This is a genomic window from Kitasatospora sp. NPDC057940, from assembly GCF_042887425.1.
GTDB lineage: Bacteria > Actinomycetota > Actinomycetes > Streptomycetales > Streptomycetaceae > Kitasatospora.
In genome coordinates this window covers 747023-765350 of sequence record NZ_JBHVPH010000001.1, presented here as the reverse complement: position 1 = coordinate 765350, position 18328 = coordinate 747023, and the positions used below count along the sequence as shown (strand labels likewise).

18 protein-coding genes are annotated in these 18328 nt (G+C 73.5%); 14 read left to right on the top strand and 4 right to left on the bottom strand.

Going from position 1 to position 18328, the window contains the following annotated elements:
- Positions 1–205 precede the first annotated feature (205 nt).
- The gene (locus ACFVTF_RS03295) at positions 206–1168 is read right to left on the bottom strand and encodes a Ppx/GppA family phosphatase (RefSeq protein WP_371518292.1); all 963 of its coding nucleotides are present in this window, start codon (positions 1166–1168) and stop codon (positions 206–208) included.
- A 96-nt stretch (positions 1169–1264) separates the two neighbouring features.
- Entirely contained in the window at positions 1265–2116 is an 852-nt protein-coding gene (locus ACFVTF_RS03290; RefSeq protein ID WP_387808260.1) for a glycerophosphodiester phosphodiesterase, read from the bottom strand.
- 267 nt (positions 2117–2383) lie between these two features.
- On the opposite strand from ACFVTF_RS03290, the gene ACFVTF_RS03285 reads away from it, so the two are divergent.
- Entirely contained in the window at positions 2384–3220 is an 837-nt protein-coding gene (locus ACFVTF_RS03285) for a hypothetical protein (RefSeq protein ID WP_371522767.1), read from the top strand.
- A 50-nt stretch (positions 3221–3270) separates the two neighbouring features.
- Here the strand turns inward: ACFVTF_RS03285 and ACFVTF_RS03280 are convergent, their stop codons facing one another.
- A complete protein-coding gene (locus tag ACFVTF_RS03280) occupies positions 3271–4440 on the bottom strand; it encodes an NADH-quinone oxidoreductase subunit D (protein WP_371518288.1) in 1170 nt (389 codons plus the stop codon).
- On the bottom strand, positions 4437–5453 hold the full coding sequence (locus ACFVTF_RS03275; RefSeq protein WP_387808257.1) for an SAM-dependent methyltransferase: 1017 nt from the start codon (positions 5451–5453) through the stop codon (positions 4437–4439). The genes ACFVTF_RS03280 and ACFVTF_RS03275 overlap by 4 nt, the downstream gene beginning before the upstream one ends.
- 128 nt (positions 5454–5581) lie before the next feature.
- Between ACFVTF_RS03275 and ACFVTF_RS03270 the strand changes: the two genes are divergently transcribed.
- The 13 genes from ACFVTF_RS03270 (at position 5582) to ACFVTF_RS03210 (ending at position 17858) form a co-directional block, all read left to right on the top strand.
- Positions 5582–6808 (top strand): sensor histidine kinase, encoded by a 1227-nt coding sequence (locus tag ACFVTF_RS03270; protein ID WP_371518285.1) that lies wholly within the window; start codon positions 5582–5584, stop codon positions 6806–6808.
- 37 nt (positions 6809–6845) lie between these two features.
- Positions 6846–7535, top strand: coding sequence for a response regulator (locus ACFVTF_RS03265; protein ID WP_387808254.1), 690 nt, complete (start codon positions 6846–6848; stop codon positions 7533–7535).
- Between the two features lie 221 nt (positions 7536–7756).
- Positions 7757–8677: a Rossmann-like and DUF2520 domain-containing protein gene (locus ACFVTF_RS03260; RefSeq protein ID WP_387808334.1), complete on the top strand. Its 921-nt coding sequence runs from the start codon at positions 7757–7759 to the stop codon at positions 8675–8677.
- Positions 8677–9582, top strand: a complete 906-nt coding sequence (gene panC, locus ACFVTF_RS03255; RefSeq protein ID WP_371518284.1) for a pantoate--beta-alanine ligase — start codon at positions 8677–8679, stop codon at positions 9580–9582. The genes ACFVTF_RS03260 and panC overlap by 1 nt, the downstream gene beginning before the upstream one ends.
- 96 nt (positions 9583–9678) lie before the next feature.
- A complete protein-coding gene (panD, locus tag ACFVTF_RS03250) occupies positions 9679–10128 on the top strand; it encodes an aspartate 1-decarboxylase (RefSeq protein ID WP_371518283.1) in 450 nt (149 codons plus the stop codon).
- Positions 10129–10144: 16 nt separating this feature from the next.
- Positions 10145–11818, top strand: coding sequence for an L-aspartate oxidase (locus ACFVTF_RS03245; RefSeq protein ID WP_387808249.1), 1674 nt, complete (start codon positions 10145–10147; stop codon positions 11816–11818).
- Between the two features lie 4 nt (positions 11819–11822).
- Positions 11823–12794 (top strand): carboxylating nicotinate-nucleotide diphosphorylase, encoded by a 972-nt coding sequence (gene nadC, locus ACFVTF_RS03240; protein ID WP_063348830.1) that lies wholly within the window; start codon positions 11823–11825, stop codon positions 12792–12794.
- 30 nt (positions 12795–12824) lie between these two features.
- Entirely contained in the window at positions 12825–13610 is a 786-nt protein-coding gene (locus ACFVTF_RS03235) for a type III pantothenate kinase (RefSeq protein WP_350878407.1), read from the top strand.
- A gap of 167 nt (positions 13611–13777) precedes the next feature.
- Positions 13778–14518, top strand: coding sequence for a hypothetical protein (locus ACFVTF_RS03230; RefSeq protein WP_363589008.1), 741 nt, complete (start codon positions 13778–13780; stop codon positions 14516–14518).
- 94 nt (positions 14519–14612) lie between these two features.
- Positions 14613–16169, top strand: coding sequence for a bifunctional lysylphosphatidylglycerol synthetase/lysine--tRNA ligase LysX (gene lysX / locus ACFVTF_RS03225; protein WP_079135798.1), 1557 nt, complete (start codon positions 14613–14615; stop codon positions 16167–16169).
- Positions 16170–16431: 262 nt separating this feature from the next.
- Positions 16432–16869: a BlaI/MecI/CopY family transcriptional regulator gene (locus ACFVTF_RS03220; RefSeq protein ID WP_363589010.1), complete on the top strand. Its 438-nt coding sequence runs from the start codon at positions 16432–16434 to the stop codon at positions 16867–16869.
- 10 nt (positions 16870–16879) lie between these two features.
- Entirely contained in the window at positions 16880–17416 is a 537-nt protein-coding gene (locus ACFVTF_RS03215; RefSeq protein ID WP_350878402.1) for an amino-acid N-acetyltransferase, read from the top strand.
- Between the two features lie 91 nt (positions 17417–17507).
- Positions 17508–17858 carry an Lsr2 family protein gene (locus ACFVTF_RS03210; RefSeq protein WP_350878401.1) on the top strand — a complete coding sequence of 117 codons (351 nt, stop codon included), beginning with the start codon at positions 17508–17510 and terminating at the stop codon, positions 17856–17858.
- The last annotated feature ends 470 nt before the right edge of the window (positions 17859–18328 follow it).

The window sequence follows — 18328 nt, the reverse complement described above, 5'->3', positions numbered from 1 at the left end:
GAGTTTGCGGCGCGGGCCGTCCGGCCGCGGCTGCCCGTCCCCGGGAGCGCGGCCCTCCCGCGTCCCGTCCTCGCCCGCTGGTTGCGCCACGGGAGACAGCGTAAGCGGACCGCGCTCCGAACGGGACCGGATCCCCGGCCGGCCCCGGCGGGAGCCGCCGGACGGGCCACGGGGCCGACGGTGTGGCGCCCTGCGGCGCGAGGGCCTACGGGGTGAGGGCCGGACGGCGGCGGTCGGCCGAGCCGTCCATGGCGTCCAGGCGGCGCAGGATGATGCCCTCGCGCAGCGCCCACGGGCAGACGTCCAGCTCGTCGAGGCCGAACAGGTCCATCGCGGCGTCCGCGACCAGCGCCCCGGCCAGCAGCTGCTTGGCGCGGCCCTCGGAGACGCCGGGGATCCGCGACCGCTCCTCGACGGTCATCGAGGACAGCCGCGGCAGCCAGGCGGACAGCCCGCTGCGGGTGAGCCGGCGGTCGGCGTACGGGCCGGCGTCGGCGGGGGCGGCGCCGGTCATCCGGGCCAGCTGCTTGAAGGTCTTGGAGGTGGCGACGGCGTGCTGCGGCGCGCCGAGCCGGGCGACCTCGCCCACGACGGTGGCCATCTCGGCCCGGATGTGGCGTCTCAGCCCGCGCAGCCCGTCCGGGTCGGCGACGTCGCCGGGCAGCCAGCGGGCGGTGAGCCGGCCGGCGCCCAGCGGCAGCGAGCAGGCGACGTCGGGCTGCTCGTCCAGGCCGCAGGCGATCTCCAGCGAGCCGCCGCCGATGTCCAGGTTGAGCAGTCGGCCCGAGGACCAGCCGAACCAGCGCCGGACGGCCAGGAACGTGAGCCGGGCCTCGTCCTGCCCGGACAGCACCTGCAGCTCCACCCCGGTCTCGGTGGCGACCCGGCGCAGCACCTCCTCGCCGTTGGCGGCCTCCCGGACGGCGGAGGTGGCGAACGGCAGGATGTCGACGACGCCCTTGTCCTCCGCGACCCGCAGCGACGAGGCGATGTGGCCGACCAGCCGTTCGACGCCGGCCTCGCTTATCGCGCCGTCGTCGTCGAGCAGTTCGGCCAGCCGCAGTTCGGCCTTGTGCGAGTACGCGGGCAGCGGGGCGGCACCCGGATGGGCGTCCACCACGAGGAAGTGGACGGTGTTGGAACCTACGTCGAGTACACCGAGTCGCATAACTCTCCACGCTACGCGATCCGGCCCCGGGCGAAACCGGTCTCGACCGTCTTCACACCGGCCCCGGCCGTACCTGGCCTCCGGCGGCCGGACGCGTCAGTGGCCGCGCGGTCCGGCCCGGCGCTCGGGGCGGCAGTTGGTGTCCACCCAGCGGCGGGCCCGGCCCGGGGTGTCGGTGATCAGGCCGTCGGCGTCCCGGGCCGACATCAGCTGCCAGGACTCCTCGTCGTCGAGCGTCCAGACGTACACCTCGCGGCCCGCCCTGCGCTCGGCGGCGATCCGGGAGGCGCTGGCCAGCGCCGCGTCCAGGGCGATGCCGCGCAGCGGCAGGTCACCCGGGTCCTCGGCGATCGCGGAGCCCTGGATCAGCACGACCGGCAGGGCGGGCGCGGCGGCGTGGGCCTGGCGCAGGTGCTCCGCCGAGAACGAGTAGAGGACGACCCGGGCACCACTGCCGGCGGCGATCCGGGCGATCCGGGTGACGTCCTCGGCGCGCTGCCACTTGATCTCCATCAGCAGGGTGGCGTTGCTGTCGGAGAGGCGTTTGAGCAGTTCCTGGAGGGTGGGGACGGGCTCGGTGGGGCCGGGGCCGACGGTCACCCGCAGGGCCGCGATCTGGGCGGCGGTGAGGTCGGCGATGGCGCCCTTGCCGTTGGTGGTGCGGTCCACCGTGGGGTCGTGCATCAGCACCGGGACGCCGTCCCTGGTGGTCTGGACGTCGGTCTCCAGCCAGTCGGCGCCCTGGTCGAGGGCGGTCTCGAAGGAGGCCATGGTGTTCTCGGGGGCGTTGCGCGGGGCGCCCCGGTGGCCGATCACCACCGGGGCGTCGCACAGCGGAGCGGCGGCGGCCGACCGGGCCCGCAGTGCGGGCGCGGAGGCGCACCCGGCGGCCAGGACCGCGAGGGCGGCGAGGACGGCCGTCTGGGCGGCGCGGGGCGAGGCGGTCACGGCTCGGTGCTCCAGTGGTGATCCGGGGTGTTCCAGGGCATCCAATACGGGTCAACGCGAGATCATCAAACTGATCTGACAACCCGACAGTGCCGCGCGGTTCCCTCCAGCCTGCGGTCGGCCGGCCGCCACCGGCGCCGCGGCGCACCCCGGATCACCCGGACGGGTCCGGGCAGGCCGGCCCGAAGGCTCTACCCTTGCCGGGTGGCACCAGCAGAAACGTCCAAGAAGAAGTCCAAGGCCTCCCCCGCCCCCGTCGACCTGGCGATGCCGACCCTGCGCGGCGAGGCCCCGCTCGGCGGCATCCCCCGTGACGAGGTCCCGCTCGACTTCCCGCGCGCCTGGGTCGAGTTCGCCGACCCCGACGACGAGGAGCAGGTGTTCCGCTGCGACCTCACCTGGCTGACCTCCCGCTGGGGCTGCGTCTTCGGCCAGGGCTGCCACGGCATCCGCGAGGGCCGCGGCGAGTCGGACGGCTGCTGCACGCTGGGCGCGCACTACTCGGACGAGGACGACGAGAAGCGCGTCCTCGGCCACGCGAAGCGGCTGACGCCCGAGCTGTGGGAGAACTTCGCGCACGGCACCGACGCCGCGGGCCGGATCAGGTCCGACGGCGGCATCACCATGCTCGACGAGGACGGCGACCGCCAGACCCGCCGGGTGAACGGGGCCTGCATCTTCGTGAACAGCCCCGGCTTCGCGGGCGGCGCCGGCTGCGCGCTGCACGCGCTGGCGCTCAAGGAGGGCCGGGAGCCGCTGGAGACGAAGCCGGACGTCTGCTGGCAGCTGCCGGTCCGCCGCACCTACGACTGGATCGACCGGCCGGACGACACCCGCTACCTCCAGGTCTCGATCGGCGAGTACGACCGCCGCGGCTGGGGCCCGGGCGGCCACGACCTGCACTGGTGGTGCACCGGCAGCCCGGCGGCGCACCAGGGGCCGGACCCGGTGTACGTCAGCTACCGCCCCGAGCTGACCGAGCTGATGGGCAAGGCGGCGTACGACGTGCTGGCCGGCCTGTGCGCGGAGCGGATCGCCACCAAGGGCGACCGCAAGGTGGCCCCGCACCCGGCCGACCCGGTCAAGCGGCCGAAGAAGGGCTGAGCCCGGGAAGCACCGGCCCTGCGCAGGCCCGGCCCGCGAAGGGCCGGGCCCTACTTGTCGATGTCCCCGACGACGAAGAACATCGACCCGAGGATCGCCACCATGTCCGCGACCAGCGTCCCGGGCAGCAGCTCGGTCAGCGCCTGGACGTTGTTGAAGGACGCCGAGCGCAGCTTGAGCCGCCACGGCGTCTTGTCGCCGCGCGAGACCAGGTAGTAGCCGTTGATGCCGAGCGGGTTCTCGGTCCAGGAGTAGGTGCTGCCCTCGGGGGCCTTGAGCACCTTGGGCAGCCGCTGGTTGACCGGGCCGGGCGGCAGGGTGGCGATCTTGTCGAGGCAGGCGTCGGCGAGGTCCAGCGAGTTGAGGGTCTGCTCCAGCAGGCACTCGAACCGGGCCAGGCAGTCGCCCTCCTCGCGGGTGACCACGGTGAGCACCTGCCGCAGCTCGTCGGAGCCGTACGCGAGGTAGGGCTCGTCGCGGCGCAGGTCGAAGTCGAGGCCGCTGGCGCGGGCGATCGGGCCGCTGACGCCGTACGCCTCGGCCTGGGCCCGGGTGAGGGTGCCGACGCCGGCGGTGCGGGCACGGAAGATCTCGTTGCCGAGGACGAGGTCCTCGAAGACCGGCAGCTGGGAGCGGACGGTGGCGACGGCGGTGCGGACGCGGCCGAGCCAGCCGGCCGGGATGTCCTCCTTGAGGCCGCCGACCCGGTTGAACATGTAGTGCATGCGCCCGCCGGAGGCCTCCTCCAGGACGTGCTGGAGGTCCTCGCGGCCGGTGAAGGCGTGGAAGATCGGGGTGATGCCGCCGAGCTCCAGCGGGTAGGAGCCGAGGAACATCAGGTGGTTGAGCACCCGGTTGAGCTCGGCGAGCAGGGTGCGGATCCACACCGCCCGCTCGGGGACCTCCATGCCGAGCATCCGCTCGACACCCAGGACGACACCGAGCTCGTTGCCGAAGGCGGAGAGCCAGTCGTGCCGGTTGGCCAGCATGATGATCTGCCGGTAGTCGCGGGCCTCGAACAGCTTCTCCGCGCCCCGGTGCATGTAGCCGATCACCGGCTCGGCGGTGATGATCCGCTCGCCGTCGAGCACCAGCCGCAGTCGCAGCACGCCGTGCGTGGCAGGGTGCTGCGGGCCGATGTTGAGCACCATGTCGGTGGTGCCCGCCTCGCCGGTGAAGTTCTCGGCTCCCGCCCCGATGCCGACCGTGGTCTCCCTCATGAGGTCAGAGTCTGCCACCCCGGGAGGGCGGCCAGGGCCTCCGGTACCGGCATGCGGACGGCCTGGGCGAGCCAGCCGAAGGCGCCGAGCCCGGCCGGGTCGGTCAGTTCGGCGCCCTCGCCGGCCCCGCCGAGCGCCCGCAGGTAGCCGACCGGGTCGGTGGAGGCGAGCGCGAGCGGCGGCCGGGCGCCGCTCACGCCGAGGGCGCGCAGGGCGTCCCGCTGGGTTGTCCACAGGCTGTGGAGACCGGGTACGGCGACGGAGTCCAGGGCGACGTGCGCGGTGACGTCGCAGGAGCCGTCCGGCACCGGCGCCACCTCGCGGCCGCCCCGGAAGCCGGCGAGGGTGCCGAACAGCGGGCGCCGGTCGGCGGTGTGCCCGTAGTCGACGGCGACGGCCAGGCCGCGCTCCAGCCCGGCGACGGCCCGTGCCCAGGCGGCGTCCCGGGGGCCGCCGAACTCCACGAAGTCCCCGGGGTGCCCGACCGGCCACCAGCGCTCGGCCCAGGCCGCGTCGGCCGCCGAGGCGGGCCCGCCGAGCCGCTCCCCGCCGGTCCCGGTGTCCACCTCCCGGTAGCGCAGCACCCCGTCCTCGCCGACCTCGCCGACGTCCAGCGGCACGTTGTCCAGCCATTCGTTGGCGAACAGCAGCCCGGTGAGGCCGCGCGGCACCTCGTCCGTCCACAGGGCTGTGGACGGCAGGCCCGCCGGGCGCGGCGCGATCTCCACGCCGTACGGGCGCAGCCGCGCCAGCACCTCGCCCGGCAGTTCGGCCAGCACCCCGGTGAGCAGTTCGCCGCGTCCGGCCCCGACGTCGACGAGGGCCAGCTCCTCCGGACGGCCCAGGGCGGCGTCAACCTCCAGTAGTAGCCGGGCCACCGCGCGGGCGAACCGCGGCGAGGCGTGCACCGAGGTGCGGAAGTGCCCGGCGGGGCCCTCCGGCCTGCGGTAGAAGCCGCCGTCCGGGTCGTACAGGGCCTGCTCCATGGCGGGCGCCCACCGCATCCAAGTCATAGCGCGGGACGCTACCCGGAGCCGTCCGCGCCCTCCCCACCGGTACGGTGCGTCTCCGACCTACGGAGTAGGACGGATCGCCCTACCGGCGGACCTGAACACGCCAGGTGACTGCCTAGGCTGGAGACGTGCATCGACTCAACGCCTGGCTCCGCCGTCACCCCGTGGTGGTCGACGCCGCCTGGGCGGCGGCGGTGCTCTTCCTCGGCCTGCTGCCGAACGACAGCTTCAGCGACGGCTGGCGCTTCGACGCACAGGTCCTGATCGCCGTGCTGCTGCCCGCGCTCATGGTCTTCCGCCGACGCTTCCCCGACGTCACCGTGGCGGCCGCCACCGGCCTGGGCCTCGGCCAGGTGGCCGCCGACGTCCTCCCGGCCGCCTCCTCCATCGCCTACCTGGTGTTCGCGTACACCGGCGCCGCCTTCGGCCAGAAGTGGACGTCCCGGCTGGCGCTGGTCGCCGGGCTGGCCGCCGGGCCCCTGGTGTTCTGGCAGGTCCACCCGCTGAAGACGGTCTCCAACGGCGCCGGGGACTTCCACACCCGCCCGTACTCCTTCGGCGAGGCGGCGCTGATCACCCTGCTGATGAGCACCCCGTTCATCCTGTGCTGGGCGTGGGGGCGGCTGACCAGGGTGCGCCGGGCCTACCTGACCGAGCTGGAGGACCGCGCCGCCCGGCTGGAGCGCGAGCGGGACGCCCAGTCCAAGGTCGCGGTGGCCGCCGAGCGCGCCCGGATCGCCCGCGAGCTGCACGACGTGGTCGCGCACAACGTCTCGGTGATGATCGTCCAGGCCGACGGCGCCGCGTACGTGCTCGACAACTCGCCGCAGCAGGCGAAGGAGGCGCTCGGCACGATCGCGTCCACCGGCCGGCAGGCGCTGGTCGAGATGCGCCGCCTGCTGGGCGTGCTGCGCACCGCCGACACCGCCGAGGAGTACGTGCCGCAGCCGGGCGTCGAGGAACTGCCGGAGCTGCTGGAGCAGGTCCGCACGGCCGGGCTGCAGGTGGACTACGCGACCTCCGGGCATCCGCGCGAGCTGCCGCGCGGCGTCGAGCTGACGGTCTACCGGATCGTCCAGGAGGCGCTGACCAACGTCCGCAAGCACGGCGGCCCCGACGTGCACGCCCGGGTCGCGGTCGACTTCGGCGAGCGCGAGCTGGCCGTCCTGGTCGAGGACGACGGCCGCGGCAGCACCGACGAGCACCTGGCCACCGGCGGCACGGACGGCCTCGGCCACGGCCTGATCGGCATGCGCGAGCGGGTCGGCATGGTCAGCGGCAGCCTCGACGTGGGCCCCCGCCCCGGCGGCGGCTTCCGGATCCGCGCCATCCTGCCGCTCAAGGCGGCCCACTAACCCCCCGGTCCCCCCGACGCCCCCTGAAGGAGCCACCTTGACCATCCGCGTGATGCTCGTCGACGACCAGGAACTGCTGCGCACCGGTTTTCGGATGATCCTGCAGTCGCAGGGCGACATCGAGATCGTCGCCGAGGCCGGCGACGGCTCCCGGGCCCTGGAGCAGCTGCGGCACACCGAGGTGGACGTGATCCTGATGGACGTGCGGATGCCGCGCCTGGACGGGGTGCAGACCACCCGCCGGATCTGCCTGGCCGAGGACGGCAGCCCCGTGCCCAACGCCCCGCACGTGCTCATCCTGACCACCTTCGACCTGGACGAGTACGCCTTCGCCGCGCTCAAGGCCGGCGCCAGCGGCTTCCTGCTCAAGGACGTCCCGCCGACCGAGCTGGTGGCCGCGATCCGCGCGGTGCACGGCGGGGACGCGGTGGTCGCGCCGACCACCACCCGCCGCATGATCGACCGCTTCGCCGAGGTGCTGCCGACCCCGCAGAGCGCGCCCGGCGCGGACGCCCTCGGGCCGCTGACCGAGCGGGAGCGGGAGGTGTTCCTGCTGGTCGCCCAGGGGCTGTCGAACGGCGAGATCGCGGCCCGGCTGGTGCTCTCCGAGGCCACCGTGAAGACCCACGTCGGCCGGATCCTGGCCAAGCTCGGCCTGCGCGACCGGGTCCAGGCCGTGGTGCTCGCCTACGAGGCCGGGCTGATCCGGGCCGGGGCGACGGACTGAGCGCCCCGGGGCATCCCCGCGCATCCCCGGGCATCCCGTGGAGCACCCCGTGGAGGACCGGCTGAGCGCCCGTAGAATGGGCCGGTACGTCCGGTACCCGAAGAGGACCGGAACGAGGAGCTAAGGACGAGGGCCGGGCCGTGAACACGTCCGACAGTGCCGACCACGCCGCCGACGGCGGGTTCGCCCCGCTCGCCGACGGCTTCGGCGATCCGCGCCACCTGAACGACCCGGGCCACCCCGACGACCCGACCGACCCCGGCAACCGCCCGGCCCGGCTGGCCGTCGGCGTGGTCGGCACCGGCCGGGTCGGCCCGGCGCTGGGCGCCGCCCTGCAGCTCGCCGGGCACACCGTGGTCGCCGCCTCCGGGGTGTCCGCCACCTCCCGCCGCCGCGCCGAGGCACTGCTGCCCGGGGTACGGATCGTCACCCCGCCGCAGGTGCTGGCCGCCGCCGACCTGGTACTGCTCACCGTGCCGGACGACACGCTGGCCGACCTGGTGGCCGGCCTCGTCGCGACCGGCGCCGTCCGCCCCGGGCAGCTGCTGGTGCACACCTCCGGCGCGCACGGCGTCGGCATCCTGGAGCCCGCCACCCTGGCCGGGGCGCTGCCGCTGGCCCTGCACCCGGCGATGACCTTCACCGGCACCTCCGTCGACCTGGACCGGCTGGCCGGCTGCCCGTTCGGGGTGACCGCCCCCGAGGAGCTGCGGCCGGTCGCCGAGGCGCTGGTGGTGGAGATGGGCGGCGAGCCGGAGTGGGTGCCCGAGCAGGTCCGCCCGCTCTACCACACGGCCCTCGCGCACGGCGCGAACCACCTGGTCACCCTGGTCGCGCAGGCGATGGACCTGCTGCGCACGGCCGGCGTCGCCGAGCCCGGCCGACTGCTCGGCCCGCTGCTCGGCGCCGCCCTGGACAACAGCCTGCGCTCCGGCGACGCGGCCCTCACCGGCCCGGTCGCCCGGGGCGACGCGGGCACCGTGCGGCGCCACCTGGCGCAGCTCAGTACGGTGTCCCCGGACATCCCGGCGGCCTACCGGGCGATGGCCCGCGCCACCGCGCAGCGGGCGCTCGCCAACGGGACGATCGACGAAGCGTCGGCGGCGGCGCTGCTGGACGTACTGAACGAGGAGAATCGCTAATGGCACGCGGAAAGCAGCCGGTCAGGACCCAGCGGGCGCCGAAGGTCCACCGGGCCGTCGTCACCCGCACCGTGGACGACTTCGAGGCCGCGTTCTGGCCGGACGAGCGCCCGGTCGACAACGCCGTCGTGATGACCATGGGCGCGCTGCACGAGGGCCACGCGGCGCTGATCCGGGCCGCCCGCAAGCAGGTCGGGCAGGAGGGCCGGGTGGCGGTGACGGTCTTCGTCAACCCGCTGCAGTTCGGCCCGGCCGAGGACCTGGAGCGCTACCCGCGCAGCCTGGACGAGGACGTGAAGCTGGCCGAGGAGAACGGCGCCGACGTGGTGTTCGCGCCCTCCGTCGACGAGGTGTACCCGAACGGCCAGCCGCAGGTGCGCCTGTCGGCCGGCCCGATGGGCGAGCGCTTCGAGGGCGCCACCCGCCCCGGCCACTTCGACGGCGTGCTGACCGTCGTCGCCAAGCTGCTGCACATCACCGACCCGGACTTCGCGTTCTTCGGCGAGAAGGACGCGCAGCAGCTCGCGATCATCCAGCGGATGGTCGCCGACCTGGACTTCGACGTCGAGGTGGTCGGGGTGCCGACCGCCCGCGAGGAGGACGGGCTGGCGCGCTCCTCGCGCAACCGCTACCTCTCCGCCGACGAGCGCGAGCAGGCCCTCGCCCTCTCCAAGGCGCTGTTCGCCGGCCGGGACGCCGCCGCCCAGGGCCCGAAGGCCGTCCGCGAGGCCGCCTCGGCCGTCCTGGACGCGGCCGAAGGCATCACCCTCGACTACCTCGCCCTGATCGACCCGCACGACTTCAGCGAAGCGGCGGACGACTTCCAGGGCGCGGCGGTGCTGGCCGTCGCCGCGAAGGTGGGTTCCACCCGCCTGATCGACAACGTCCACGTCATCTGCCGCTAGGCCCTGTCCGGCCCCAGGCAGCCGGCCACCCAGCACGGAACCGTTCGGCAAGAGCTCCCCCCTTCAGGCATGCACTCACAGGAGGCGTGACCCGCAATGCTCCGCACCATGCTCAAGTCCAAGATCCACCGGGCCACCGTGACCCAGGCCGACCTGCACTACGTCGGCTCCGTCACGGTGGACGAGGACCTGCTCGACGCCGCCGACCTGCTCCCCGGCGAGCTGGTCCACATCGTCGACATCAACAACGGGGCCCGGCTGGAGACCTACACCATCGCCGGCCCGCGCGGCTCCGGCGTGATCGGCATCAACGGCGCCGCCGCCCGCCTGGTCCACCCCGGCGACCTGGTCATACTCATCGCCTACGGGCAGATGGACACCGCCGAGGCCAAGGGCTACGAACCGAGCATCGTCTTCGTGGACGAGCGGAACCGGATCACCGGCCTGGGCGGCGACCCCGCCGAGGCCCCGGAGGGCACCGGACTGCTCCGCGGCGACGAGGCGTACGGTGACGGCAACGGCGCGGCCCCGACCGCCGCGCGCTGAAGGAGCCACTGACGCCATGTCCGCCACGCACCGCCTCACCGCCCCGGCCCCAGGCTGGACCGCCACCACCGACGTGGTCGTGGTCGGCTCCGGAGTGGCCGGCCTCACCGTCGCCCTCAACGCCCGCAAGGCCGGCCTGCGGACCCTGGTGGTCACCAAGGCGATGCTGGACGACGGCTCCACCCGCTGGGCCCAGGGCGGCATCGCGGCCGCCCTGGGCGAGGGCGACACCCCCGAGCAGCACCTGGACGACACCCTGGTGGCCGGCGCCGGGATCTGTGACGAGGAGGCCGTGCGCACCCTGGTCACCGAGGGCCCGGACGCCGTCCGCCGGCTGATCGCCGTCGGCGCCGCCTTCGACCGCAGCGCCGACGGCGAGATCCTGCTCACCCGCGAGGGCGGCCACCACCGCCGCCGGATCGCGCACGCCGGCGGGGACGCCACCGGCGCCGAGATATCGCGCGCCCTGGTGGAGGCCGTCCGCAGCGACCCCGGCGTCGAGCTGATCGAGCACGCCCTCGTCCTCGACCTGCTCACCGACGCCGACGGGCACGCCGCCGGCCTCACCCTGCACGTGATGGGCGAGGGCCAGCGCGACGGCGTCGGCGCCGTCCGGGCCCGCGCGGTGGTCCTCGCCACCGGCGGCATGGGCCAGGTCTTCTCCGCCACCACCAACCCGGCGGTCTCCACCGGTGACGGCGTGGCGCTCGCCCTGCGGGCCGGCGCCGCCGTCACCGACCTGGAGTTCGTCCAGTTCCACCCGACCGTGCTCTGGCTCGGCCCCGAGGCCGAGGGCCAGCAGCCGCTGGTCTCCGAGGCCGTCCGCGGCGAGGGCGCCCACCTGGTGGACGCGCACGGCACCCGCTTCATGCTCGGGCAGCACGAGCTGGCCGAGCTGGCCCCGCGCGACATCGTCGCCAAGGCGATCACCCGGCGCATGCAGGAACTGGGCGCCGAGCACATGTACCTGGACGGGCGGCACTTCGGCGCCGAGATGTGGCAGCAGCGATTCCCGACCATCTTCGCCTCCTGCCGCGCGCACGGCATCGACCCGGTCACCGAGCCGATCCCGGTCGCCCCGGCCGCGCACTACGCCTCCGGCGGCATCCGCACCGACCGGCACGGCCGCACCAGCGTCCCCGGCCTGTACGCCTGCGGCGAGGTCGCCTGCACCGGGGTGCACGGCGCCAACCGGCTGGCCTCCAACTCGCTGCTGGAGGGCCTGGTCTTCGCCGAGCGGATCGCCGCCGACCTCGCCGACCGGCACCACCGCGGCACACTGCCCGAGCGCACCGTGGACGTCGCCGCCGCCCGCGCCGCACAGCCGGTCCCGCTGCCCGCCCCCGAGTCGCGCGCCGACATCCAGCGGCTGATGTCGCGCGGCGCCGGCGTGCTGCGCTCGGCCGCCTCGATGGCCGACGCCGCCGCCGGGCTGGCCCTGCTCGCCGAGCAGGCCCACGCGCACGTCGCCGAGGAGAAGCCCGCCGACCCGCGGGTGGAGACCTGGGAGGCCGCCAACCTGCTGCTGGTCGCCACCGCGCTGGTCGCGGCCGCCGCGCAGCGCGAGGAGACCCGCGGCTGCCACTGGCGCGAGGACTTCCCCGAGCGCGACGACGCCCACTGGCGGCGCCACCTGATCACCACCCTCACCGCCTCCGGCGGCCCCGTCAGCACCCCTGAGGAGCAGTAGAACCATGACCCACTCCCACGAGGAACTCCCCCTGGCCGACGCCCAGGGCGGCTGCGGCGACGGCTGCGCCTGCGGGGACGGCGAGGGCTACGAGACCGGCCTGGACCCGCAGCTGGCCGAGCTGCTGGAGCAGGCCGGACTGGACCCGATCGAGGTCGAGGACATCGCCACCCTGGCGCTGGCCGAGGACCTGGCCGGCGGCGAGGACGTCACCTCGGTGGCCACCGTGCCCGCCGAGGCCGTCGCCACCGCCGACTTCACCGCCCGCCAGGCCGGCGTGGTGGCCGGCCTGCGGATCGCCGAGGCGGTCGTCTCGCTGATCTGCGAGGAGGAGTTCGAGGTCGAGCGGCACGTCCAGGACGGCGACCGGGTCGAGGCCGGCCAGGTCCTGCTGTCGGTCCGCTCCCGCACCCGCGACCTGCTCACCGCCGAGCGCAGCGCGCTCAACCTGCTGTGCCACCTGTCCGGCATCGCCACCGCGACCCGCGCCTGGGCCGACGCCCTGGAGGGTACCGGCGCCGTCGTCCGGGACACCCGCAAGACCACCCCGGGCCTGCGCGCGCTGGAGAAGTTCGCGGTGCGCTGCGGCGGCGGCGCCAACCACCGGATGGCCCTGTCCGACGCCGCCCTGGTCAAGGACAACCACGTGGTCGCGGCCGGCGGCGTCGCCGAGGCCTTCCGAGCCGTCAAGGCCGCCTACCCCGACCTGCCGGTCGAGATCGAGGTCGACACCCTGGAGCAGATCCCGCCGGTGCTGGCGGCCGGTGCCGACCTGATCCTGCTGGACAACTTCACCGTCCCGCAGCTGAAGGAGGCCGTCGAGCTGGTGGCCGGCCGGGCGAAGCTGGAGGCCTCCGGCGGCCTGACCCTGGCCACCGCGCGCGAGGTCGCCCAGACTGGTGTCGACTACCTGGCGGTGGGCGCGCTCACCCACTCCTCGCCGATCCTGGACATCGGCCTCGACCTGCGCGCCTGACCTCTCGTCCCGACTCGCAGAAAGCGCCCCATGCTCCTCACCATCGACGTCGGCAACACCCAGACCACGCTCGGCCTGTTCGACGGCGAGGACGTGGTGGAACACTGGCGGATCTCGACCGATTCGCGCCGCACCGCCGATGAACTGGCAGTGCTGCTACAGGGGTTGATGGGCAACCACACCGCGGTCCGGGAGGCCGCGGTGGAGGGCCTGGCGATCTGCTCGTCCGTTCCCGCCGTGCTCCACGAGCTCCGCGAGGTGACCCGCCGCTACTACGGCGACGTCCCCGCGGTGATCGTGGAGCCCGGCGTGAAGACCGGGGTGCACGTCCTGATGGACAACCCCAAGGAGGTCGGCGCCGACCGGATCGTCAACGCCCTGGCCGCCAACCACCTGTACGGCGGCCCGTGCATCGTGGTCGACTTCGGCACCGCCACCACCTTCGACGCCGTCAACGCCCGCGGCGACTACGTGGGCGGCGCGATCGCCCCCGGCATCGAGATCTCGGTGGAGGCGCTCGGCGTCCGCGGCGCCCAGCTGCGCAAGATCGAGCTGGCCCGGCCCCGCAACGTGATCGGCAAGAACACCGTCGAGGGCATGCAGTCCGGCATCCTGTACGGCTTCGCGGGGCAGGTCGACGGCCTGGTCGACCGGATGGCCAAGGAGCTGTCCAAGGACCCGGACGACGTCCAGGTGATCGCCACCGGCGGGCTGGCCCCCCTGGTCCTCGGCGAGGCCTCCACCATCGACGTCCACGAGCCCTGGCTCACCCTGATCGGCCTGCGCCTGGTCTTCGAGCGCAACCGCCCGGCCTGACCGGCCCCCAGGACACGCCCTGGGCCCGCCGTCGGCGCCCCCCGGTCCGTCCGGGGGGCGCCGACGCGCGTCCTCCCCCACCCCCGCGGCCGATTCCGCCGGGCCGAACGTGGGGCGTCGGCGCGACGTTACCGACAAATCGGATATTCCTCACGTAGTGTCAGCCCATGCCTACGCCACACGGATCGCGCGGCGGCATGGCCTTCAGCGCCGACGAAGTCCGCGTGCTGCGCCGCGCCCTCGCCCAAGCCCTGCACCCCGCCGTCCCCGTCCACCTCCAGCTCCCCGACCGTCCGGTGTTCGCCGGCCCGGGCGCCGAGCTGTGGGCGGAGGACGTCCAGGACGCGCTGCGTCTGACCGAGGCGATCGACGAGGCCGTCCAGGAGGGCGGCCGGCTGCGCGCCTTCCTGCTCGCCGACCTCGGGCGCTACCGGGCGGCCCTGCCCGGCAGCGCCCCCGGCTACCTGGAACGCCTGGAGGAGGCCGTGACCGACGGCTACCTGCCCGGCCCGGAGGACCTCACCGCGCTGCGCGGGCTGACCCGCCAGCCGTGCGGCCACGGCGAACGCGCCCGCCGCTCCCGGCTGGCCGGCCGCTGCCACGCGCTGGCCGAGGCCGCCGTCCGCGAGCGGCTCGCCCTCACCACCGGGCAGCCCCGCCACCTCGTCGTCGTACCGAGCCCCGCCGCACCCCCGAGCAGTCTCCCCACCCCTGTTGGAGGACGGATCACGATGAGCAGCACCGACTCCCCCGCCGAGCGGCCCACCGCCCCCCAGAACCCGCCCCGCCCGCACCGGATGCCCACCCCGGCCGAACTCTTCGGGCGCCGCCCCAAGCCCCCCGCCCACCCCGCGCCCCCGGCCGCGCCGGACCCCGACGAGATCGAACTCGCCACCGGCACCGGCTGAGCCGCCCGCGCCCGAGGAGGGGGACCGCCGACGCGGTCCCCCTCCCGCGTTATCCCGTGGCGGAGCACGGTGTGTGGCTGGCTACCCTTGTGGGGTGAGCGATCAGAGCCCCATCCCCGCGACCGACGACCTTCCCGAGCAGATGCGCGTCCGGCGCGAGAAGCTGGACCGGCTCCGGGCGGCCGGTGTCGACCCCTACCCGGTCGGTTTCCCCCGCACCAGCACCATCGCGGACCTGCGTGCCAAGCACCCGGACCTGGAACCCGACACCGCGACCGGTGAGCGGGCCGGCGTCACCGGCCGGGTGATCCTCTCCCGCACCGGCGGCAAGCTCTGCTTCGCCACGCTGCGCGACGGCACCGGCGACCTCCAGGTGATGTTCTCCCTGGACAAGCTGGGCGCGGAGCGGCTGGCGGCCTGGAAGACGGACATCGACCTGGGCGACCAGGTCGGCGTCGAGGGCGAGGTGATCACCTCCAAGCGCGGCGAGCTGTCCGTGATGGTGGACCGCTGGGAGCTCACCGCCAAGTGCCTGCGCCCGCTGCCGGACAAGCACAAGGGCCTGACCGACCCGGAGGCCCGGGTCCGCCAGCGGTACGTCGACCTGATCGTCAACCCCGAGGCCCGCGAGATCCTGCACCTGCGCAGCAAGGTGGTCCGCTCGATCCGCCGCACCTACGAGGACCGCGGCTACATCGAGGTCGAGACCCCGATGCTGCAGCCGGTGCACGGCGGTGCCAACGCCCGCCCGTTCAAGACGCACATCAACGCGTACGACATCGACCTCTACATGCGCATCGCCCCCGAGCTGTACCTCAAGCGGCTGGTGGTCGGCGGCGCCGAGAAGGTCTTCGAGATCAACCGCAACTTCCGCAACGAGGGCGCGGACTCCACCCACAACCCGGAGTTCACCTCGCTGGAGTCGTACGAGGCGTACGGCGACTACGACACCCAGGCCGAGCTGATCCGCGAGACGATCGTCAACGCGGCCCGGGACGCGCTGGGCACCACGGTGATCAAGGGCCTGGACGCGCACGGCGTCGAGCACGAGATCGACCTGGCCGAGCCGTGGGAGGAGGTCTCCGTCTACCCGGGCATCTCCGCCCGCCTGGGCGTCGAGGTCACCCCGGAGACCGGCGTCGAGGAGCTGCGCAAGCTGGCCTTCGACCACGGCATCCCGTTCGACAAGGACTGGGGCCACGGTCAGATCGTGCTGGAGATGGTCGAGCGCCTGCTGGAGGAGAACGCCGTCCGGCCGACCTTCATCAAGGACTACCCGACCGAGGTCTCCCCGCTGACCCGCCAGCACCGCTCGGTGCCGGGCGTGGCCGAGAAGTGGGACCTGGTGATCTTCGGCACCGAGATCGGCACCGCCTACTCCGAGCTGGTCGACCCGGTCGAGCAGCGCGCCCGCCTGACCGCGCAGTCCCTGCTGGCGGCCGGCGGCGACGTCGAGGCGATGCAGATCGACGAGGACTTCCTGCGGGCCCTGGAGTACGCGATGCCGCCCACCGGCGGCCTCGGCCTCGGGGTGGACCGCCTGATCATGCTGCTGACCGGCAAGAACATCCGGGAGACCGTGCTCTTCCCGTTGGTGAAGCCGGAGGCGAAGGCTTCCGCCGCGACGGCGGAGAAGACCGAGGAGGAGTGACTGATGGACTACGTCAGCGCGATCGTGCCGCCGCTGGTCATGGCGATCGGCTTCGGATTCCTGGTGCGGGCCATCATCCGCAGCCAGGGCGGAGCCCAGAAGGCCAAGGAAGACCTCGACTGACCCGCGAGCGAACCCGCGACTGACACCGTCAGCCGCCGAACCACCGACGCGCCGCCATTCCCGATTCCGGGGGTGGCGGCGCGCCGGTTTGGCGCACTTCACAAGATTTGCCCCATTCACTCCCTATCCTGGCCGCACTATGGTCCGGCAACTCGGTGAACTTGAGAACGCCATCATGACCCGGGTGTGGCAGTGGAACCGGCCGGTGACGGTTCGCGAGGTTCTCCTGGATCTGCAGTCGGAACGCGAAATCGCCTACACCACGGTGATGACCGTCCTGGACAAGCTCCACAGAAAGGGCTGGCTGCGCCGCGAGCGGGTCGGCCGGGCCTATCGATATGAACCGGTCTCGTCCCGCGAGGCGTACACCGCTGCGCTGATGAACGACGCGTGGGCCACCAGTGACAATCCGGCCGCGGCCCTGGTCCACTTCTTCGGCCTGATGTCGCCCGGGCAGCGCGAGGCACTGCGGGACGCCTTGCGGGTCACCGCTCTGTTCCCGCCGGATCCGCCCCCCGCCGAATCCGCGGAGCCGGGACCGGATACCGGGGAGACCCCGCCGGGCGCGACACGATAACGTCCCGGCCATGGAGGTCACCATCCGCCGTGCGCGGACCACGGACGTGCGGACCGTACGCGGGCTCATCGACGCCTACTCACGCGACGGCATTCTGCTCGACAAGCCCACAGTCACACTGTTCGAATCCGTCCAGGAGTTCTGGGTCGCCGAACGCGACGACACCGGTGCGGTGGTGGCCTGCGGCGCCCTGCACGTGATGTGGGAGGACCTGGCCGAGGTCCGCACGCTCGCCGTCGATCCGTCCTGCCGGGGCTTCGGGGTCGGACATCTGCTGCTGGAGAAGCTGCTGCAGACCGCGCGCTGGCTCGGCGTCCGTCGGATTTTCTGCTTGACGTTCGAGGTTCCGTTCTTCGCGAAACACGGTTTCGTCGAGATCGGAGAGCTTCAGGAAACCGATGATGGTACGACAGACCCGGCGGCGATCGCTACGGATGTCTATGAAGAACTTCTCCGCTCGTACGATGAAGGTGTCGCGGAGTTCCTTGACCTGGAGCGGGTGAAGCCCAACACACTGGGCAACTCGCGCATGCTGCTGCACCTCTGAGCGGGTCCGCGCCGGTCAAGGGTTTGTGTTTTCCGGAGAAAGGCGCTTTCCTTTCCTTAGGCAATGGGTCGTTTAGCGGAAAGGGAAGCCCGTGGCACAGAGGGTGCAGGTCATTCTTGAAGACGATCTCGACGGTGGTTCGGCGGACGAGACGGTGACGTTCGCGCTCGACGGCGTTGCCTACGAGATCGACCTGAAGAGCGTCAACGCGGACAAGCTGCGCGGTCTGCTGGCGCCGTACGTGGAGAAGGGCCGCAAGCAGAGCGGCCGGCTCGCCGGCCCGCGGCGCCCGGGTCGCGGCACCGCGCCGCGCCCCTCCGGCAGCGCGCCGGACACCGCGAAGATCCGCGCGTGGGCCAAGGAGCAGGGCATGGAGGTCAACGACCGCGGCCGGGTGCCGAGCACCGTCCGCGAGGCCTACGACAAGGCCAACGCGTCCTGACCCCGGCGCCGCCGGAACGCCGGAGCGGATGCGGGGCCCCGGCGGCCGCACACGGCGCCGACGACACATGCGCGGGGCGCGGAGGACTCTCCTCCGCGCCCCGCGGCGCGCACCCCGGGGGCCGCAGGGCCACCGGTACCGGGGGGCGTCCGGGGCGCGGGCTCGGGCGGCGGAACAATCACGAGCTGTGCAACGCTGTAAGGGCGAAGCGGTAACGCCGGCACCACCGGGCGGCGTACCTGCCGCACCGGCCGTGCCGAACCGCCGTCGCCGCGACGCGACTTCTCGCCAGGCGAACACCGCCACCGCGGAAACTGCGCGAGAAGCGCCCCGATACCGGGTATGAATGCAGGTGGACGGGTTCTTCGACCCGTCCAGGGGCAGTATGCGTGACCGGCCGGAGACGGCCCGGCTCCGCCCCGGCGGCTCTTGTTCGCCGATGGCGTAGCGGTATCCGGTGCATCCGGGCC

Coding starts and splice junctions, on each gene's coding strand:
- ACFVTF_RS03275 (WP_387808257.1), bottom strand. CDS start 5,453: ATGACTTGGATGCGGTGGGCGCCCGCCATGGAGCAGGCCCTGTACGAC.
- ACFVTF_RS03215 (WP_350878402.1), top strand. CDS start 16,880: ATGGAGGTCACCATCCGCCGTGCGCGGACCACGGACGTGCGGACCGTA.
- panD (WP_371518283.1), top strand. CDS start 9,679: ATGCTCCGCACCATGCTCAAGTCCAAGATCCACCGGGCCACCGTGACC.
- nadC (WP_063348830.1), top strand. CDS start 11,823: ATGACCCACTCCCACGAGGAACTCCCCCTGGCCGACGCCCAGGGCGGC.
- ACFVTF_RS03230 (WP_363589008.1), top strand. CDS start 13,778: ATGCCTACGCCACACGGATCGCGCGGCGGCATGGCCTTCAGCGCCGAC.
- ACFVTF_RS03295 (WP_371518292.1), bottom strand. CDS start 1,168: ATGCGACTCGGTGTACTCGACGTAGGTTCCAACACCGTCCACTTCCTC.
- ACFVTF_RS03280 (WP_371518288.1), bottom strand. CDS start 4,440: ATGAGGGAGACCACGGTCGGCATCGGGGCGGGAGCCGAGAACTTCACC.
- panC (WP_371518284.1), top strand. CDS start 8,677: ATGGCACGCGGAAAGCAGCCGGTCAGGACCCAGCGGGCGCCGAAGGTC.
- ACFVTF_RS03220 (WP_363589010.1), top strand. CDS start 16,432: ATGGTCCGGCAACTCGGTGAACTTGAGAACGCCATCATGACCCGGGTG.
- ACFVTF_RS03245 (WP_387808249.1), top strand. CDS start 10,145: ATGTCCGCCACGCACCGCCTCACCGCCCCGGCCCCAGGCTGGACCGCC.
- ACFVTF_RS03235 (WP_350878407.1), top strand. CDS start 12,825: ATGCTCCTCACCATCGACGTCGGCAACACCCAGACCACGCTCGGCCTG.
- ACFVTF_RS03285 (WP_371522767.1), top strand. CDS start 2,384: ATGCCGACCCTGCGCGGCGAGGCCCCGCTCGGCGGCATCCCCCGTGAC.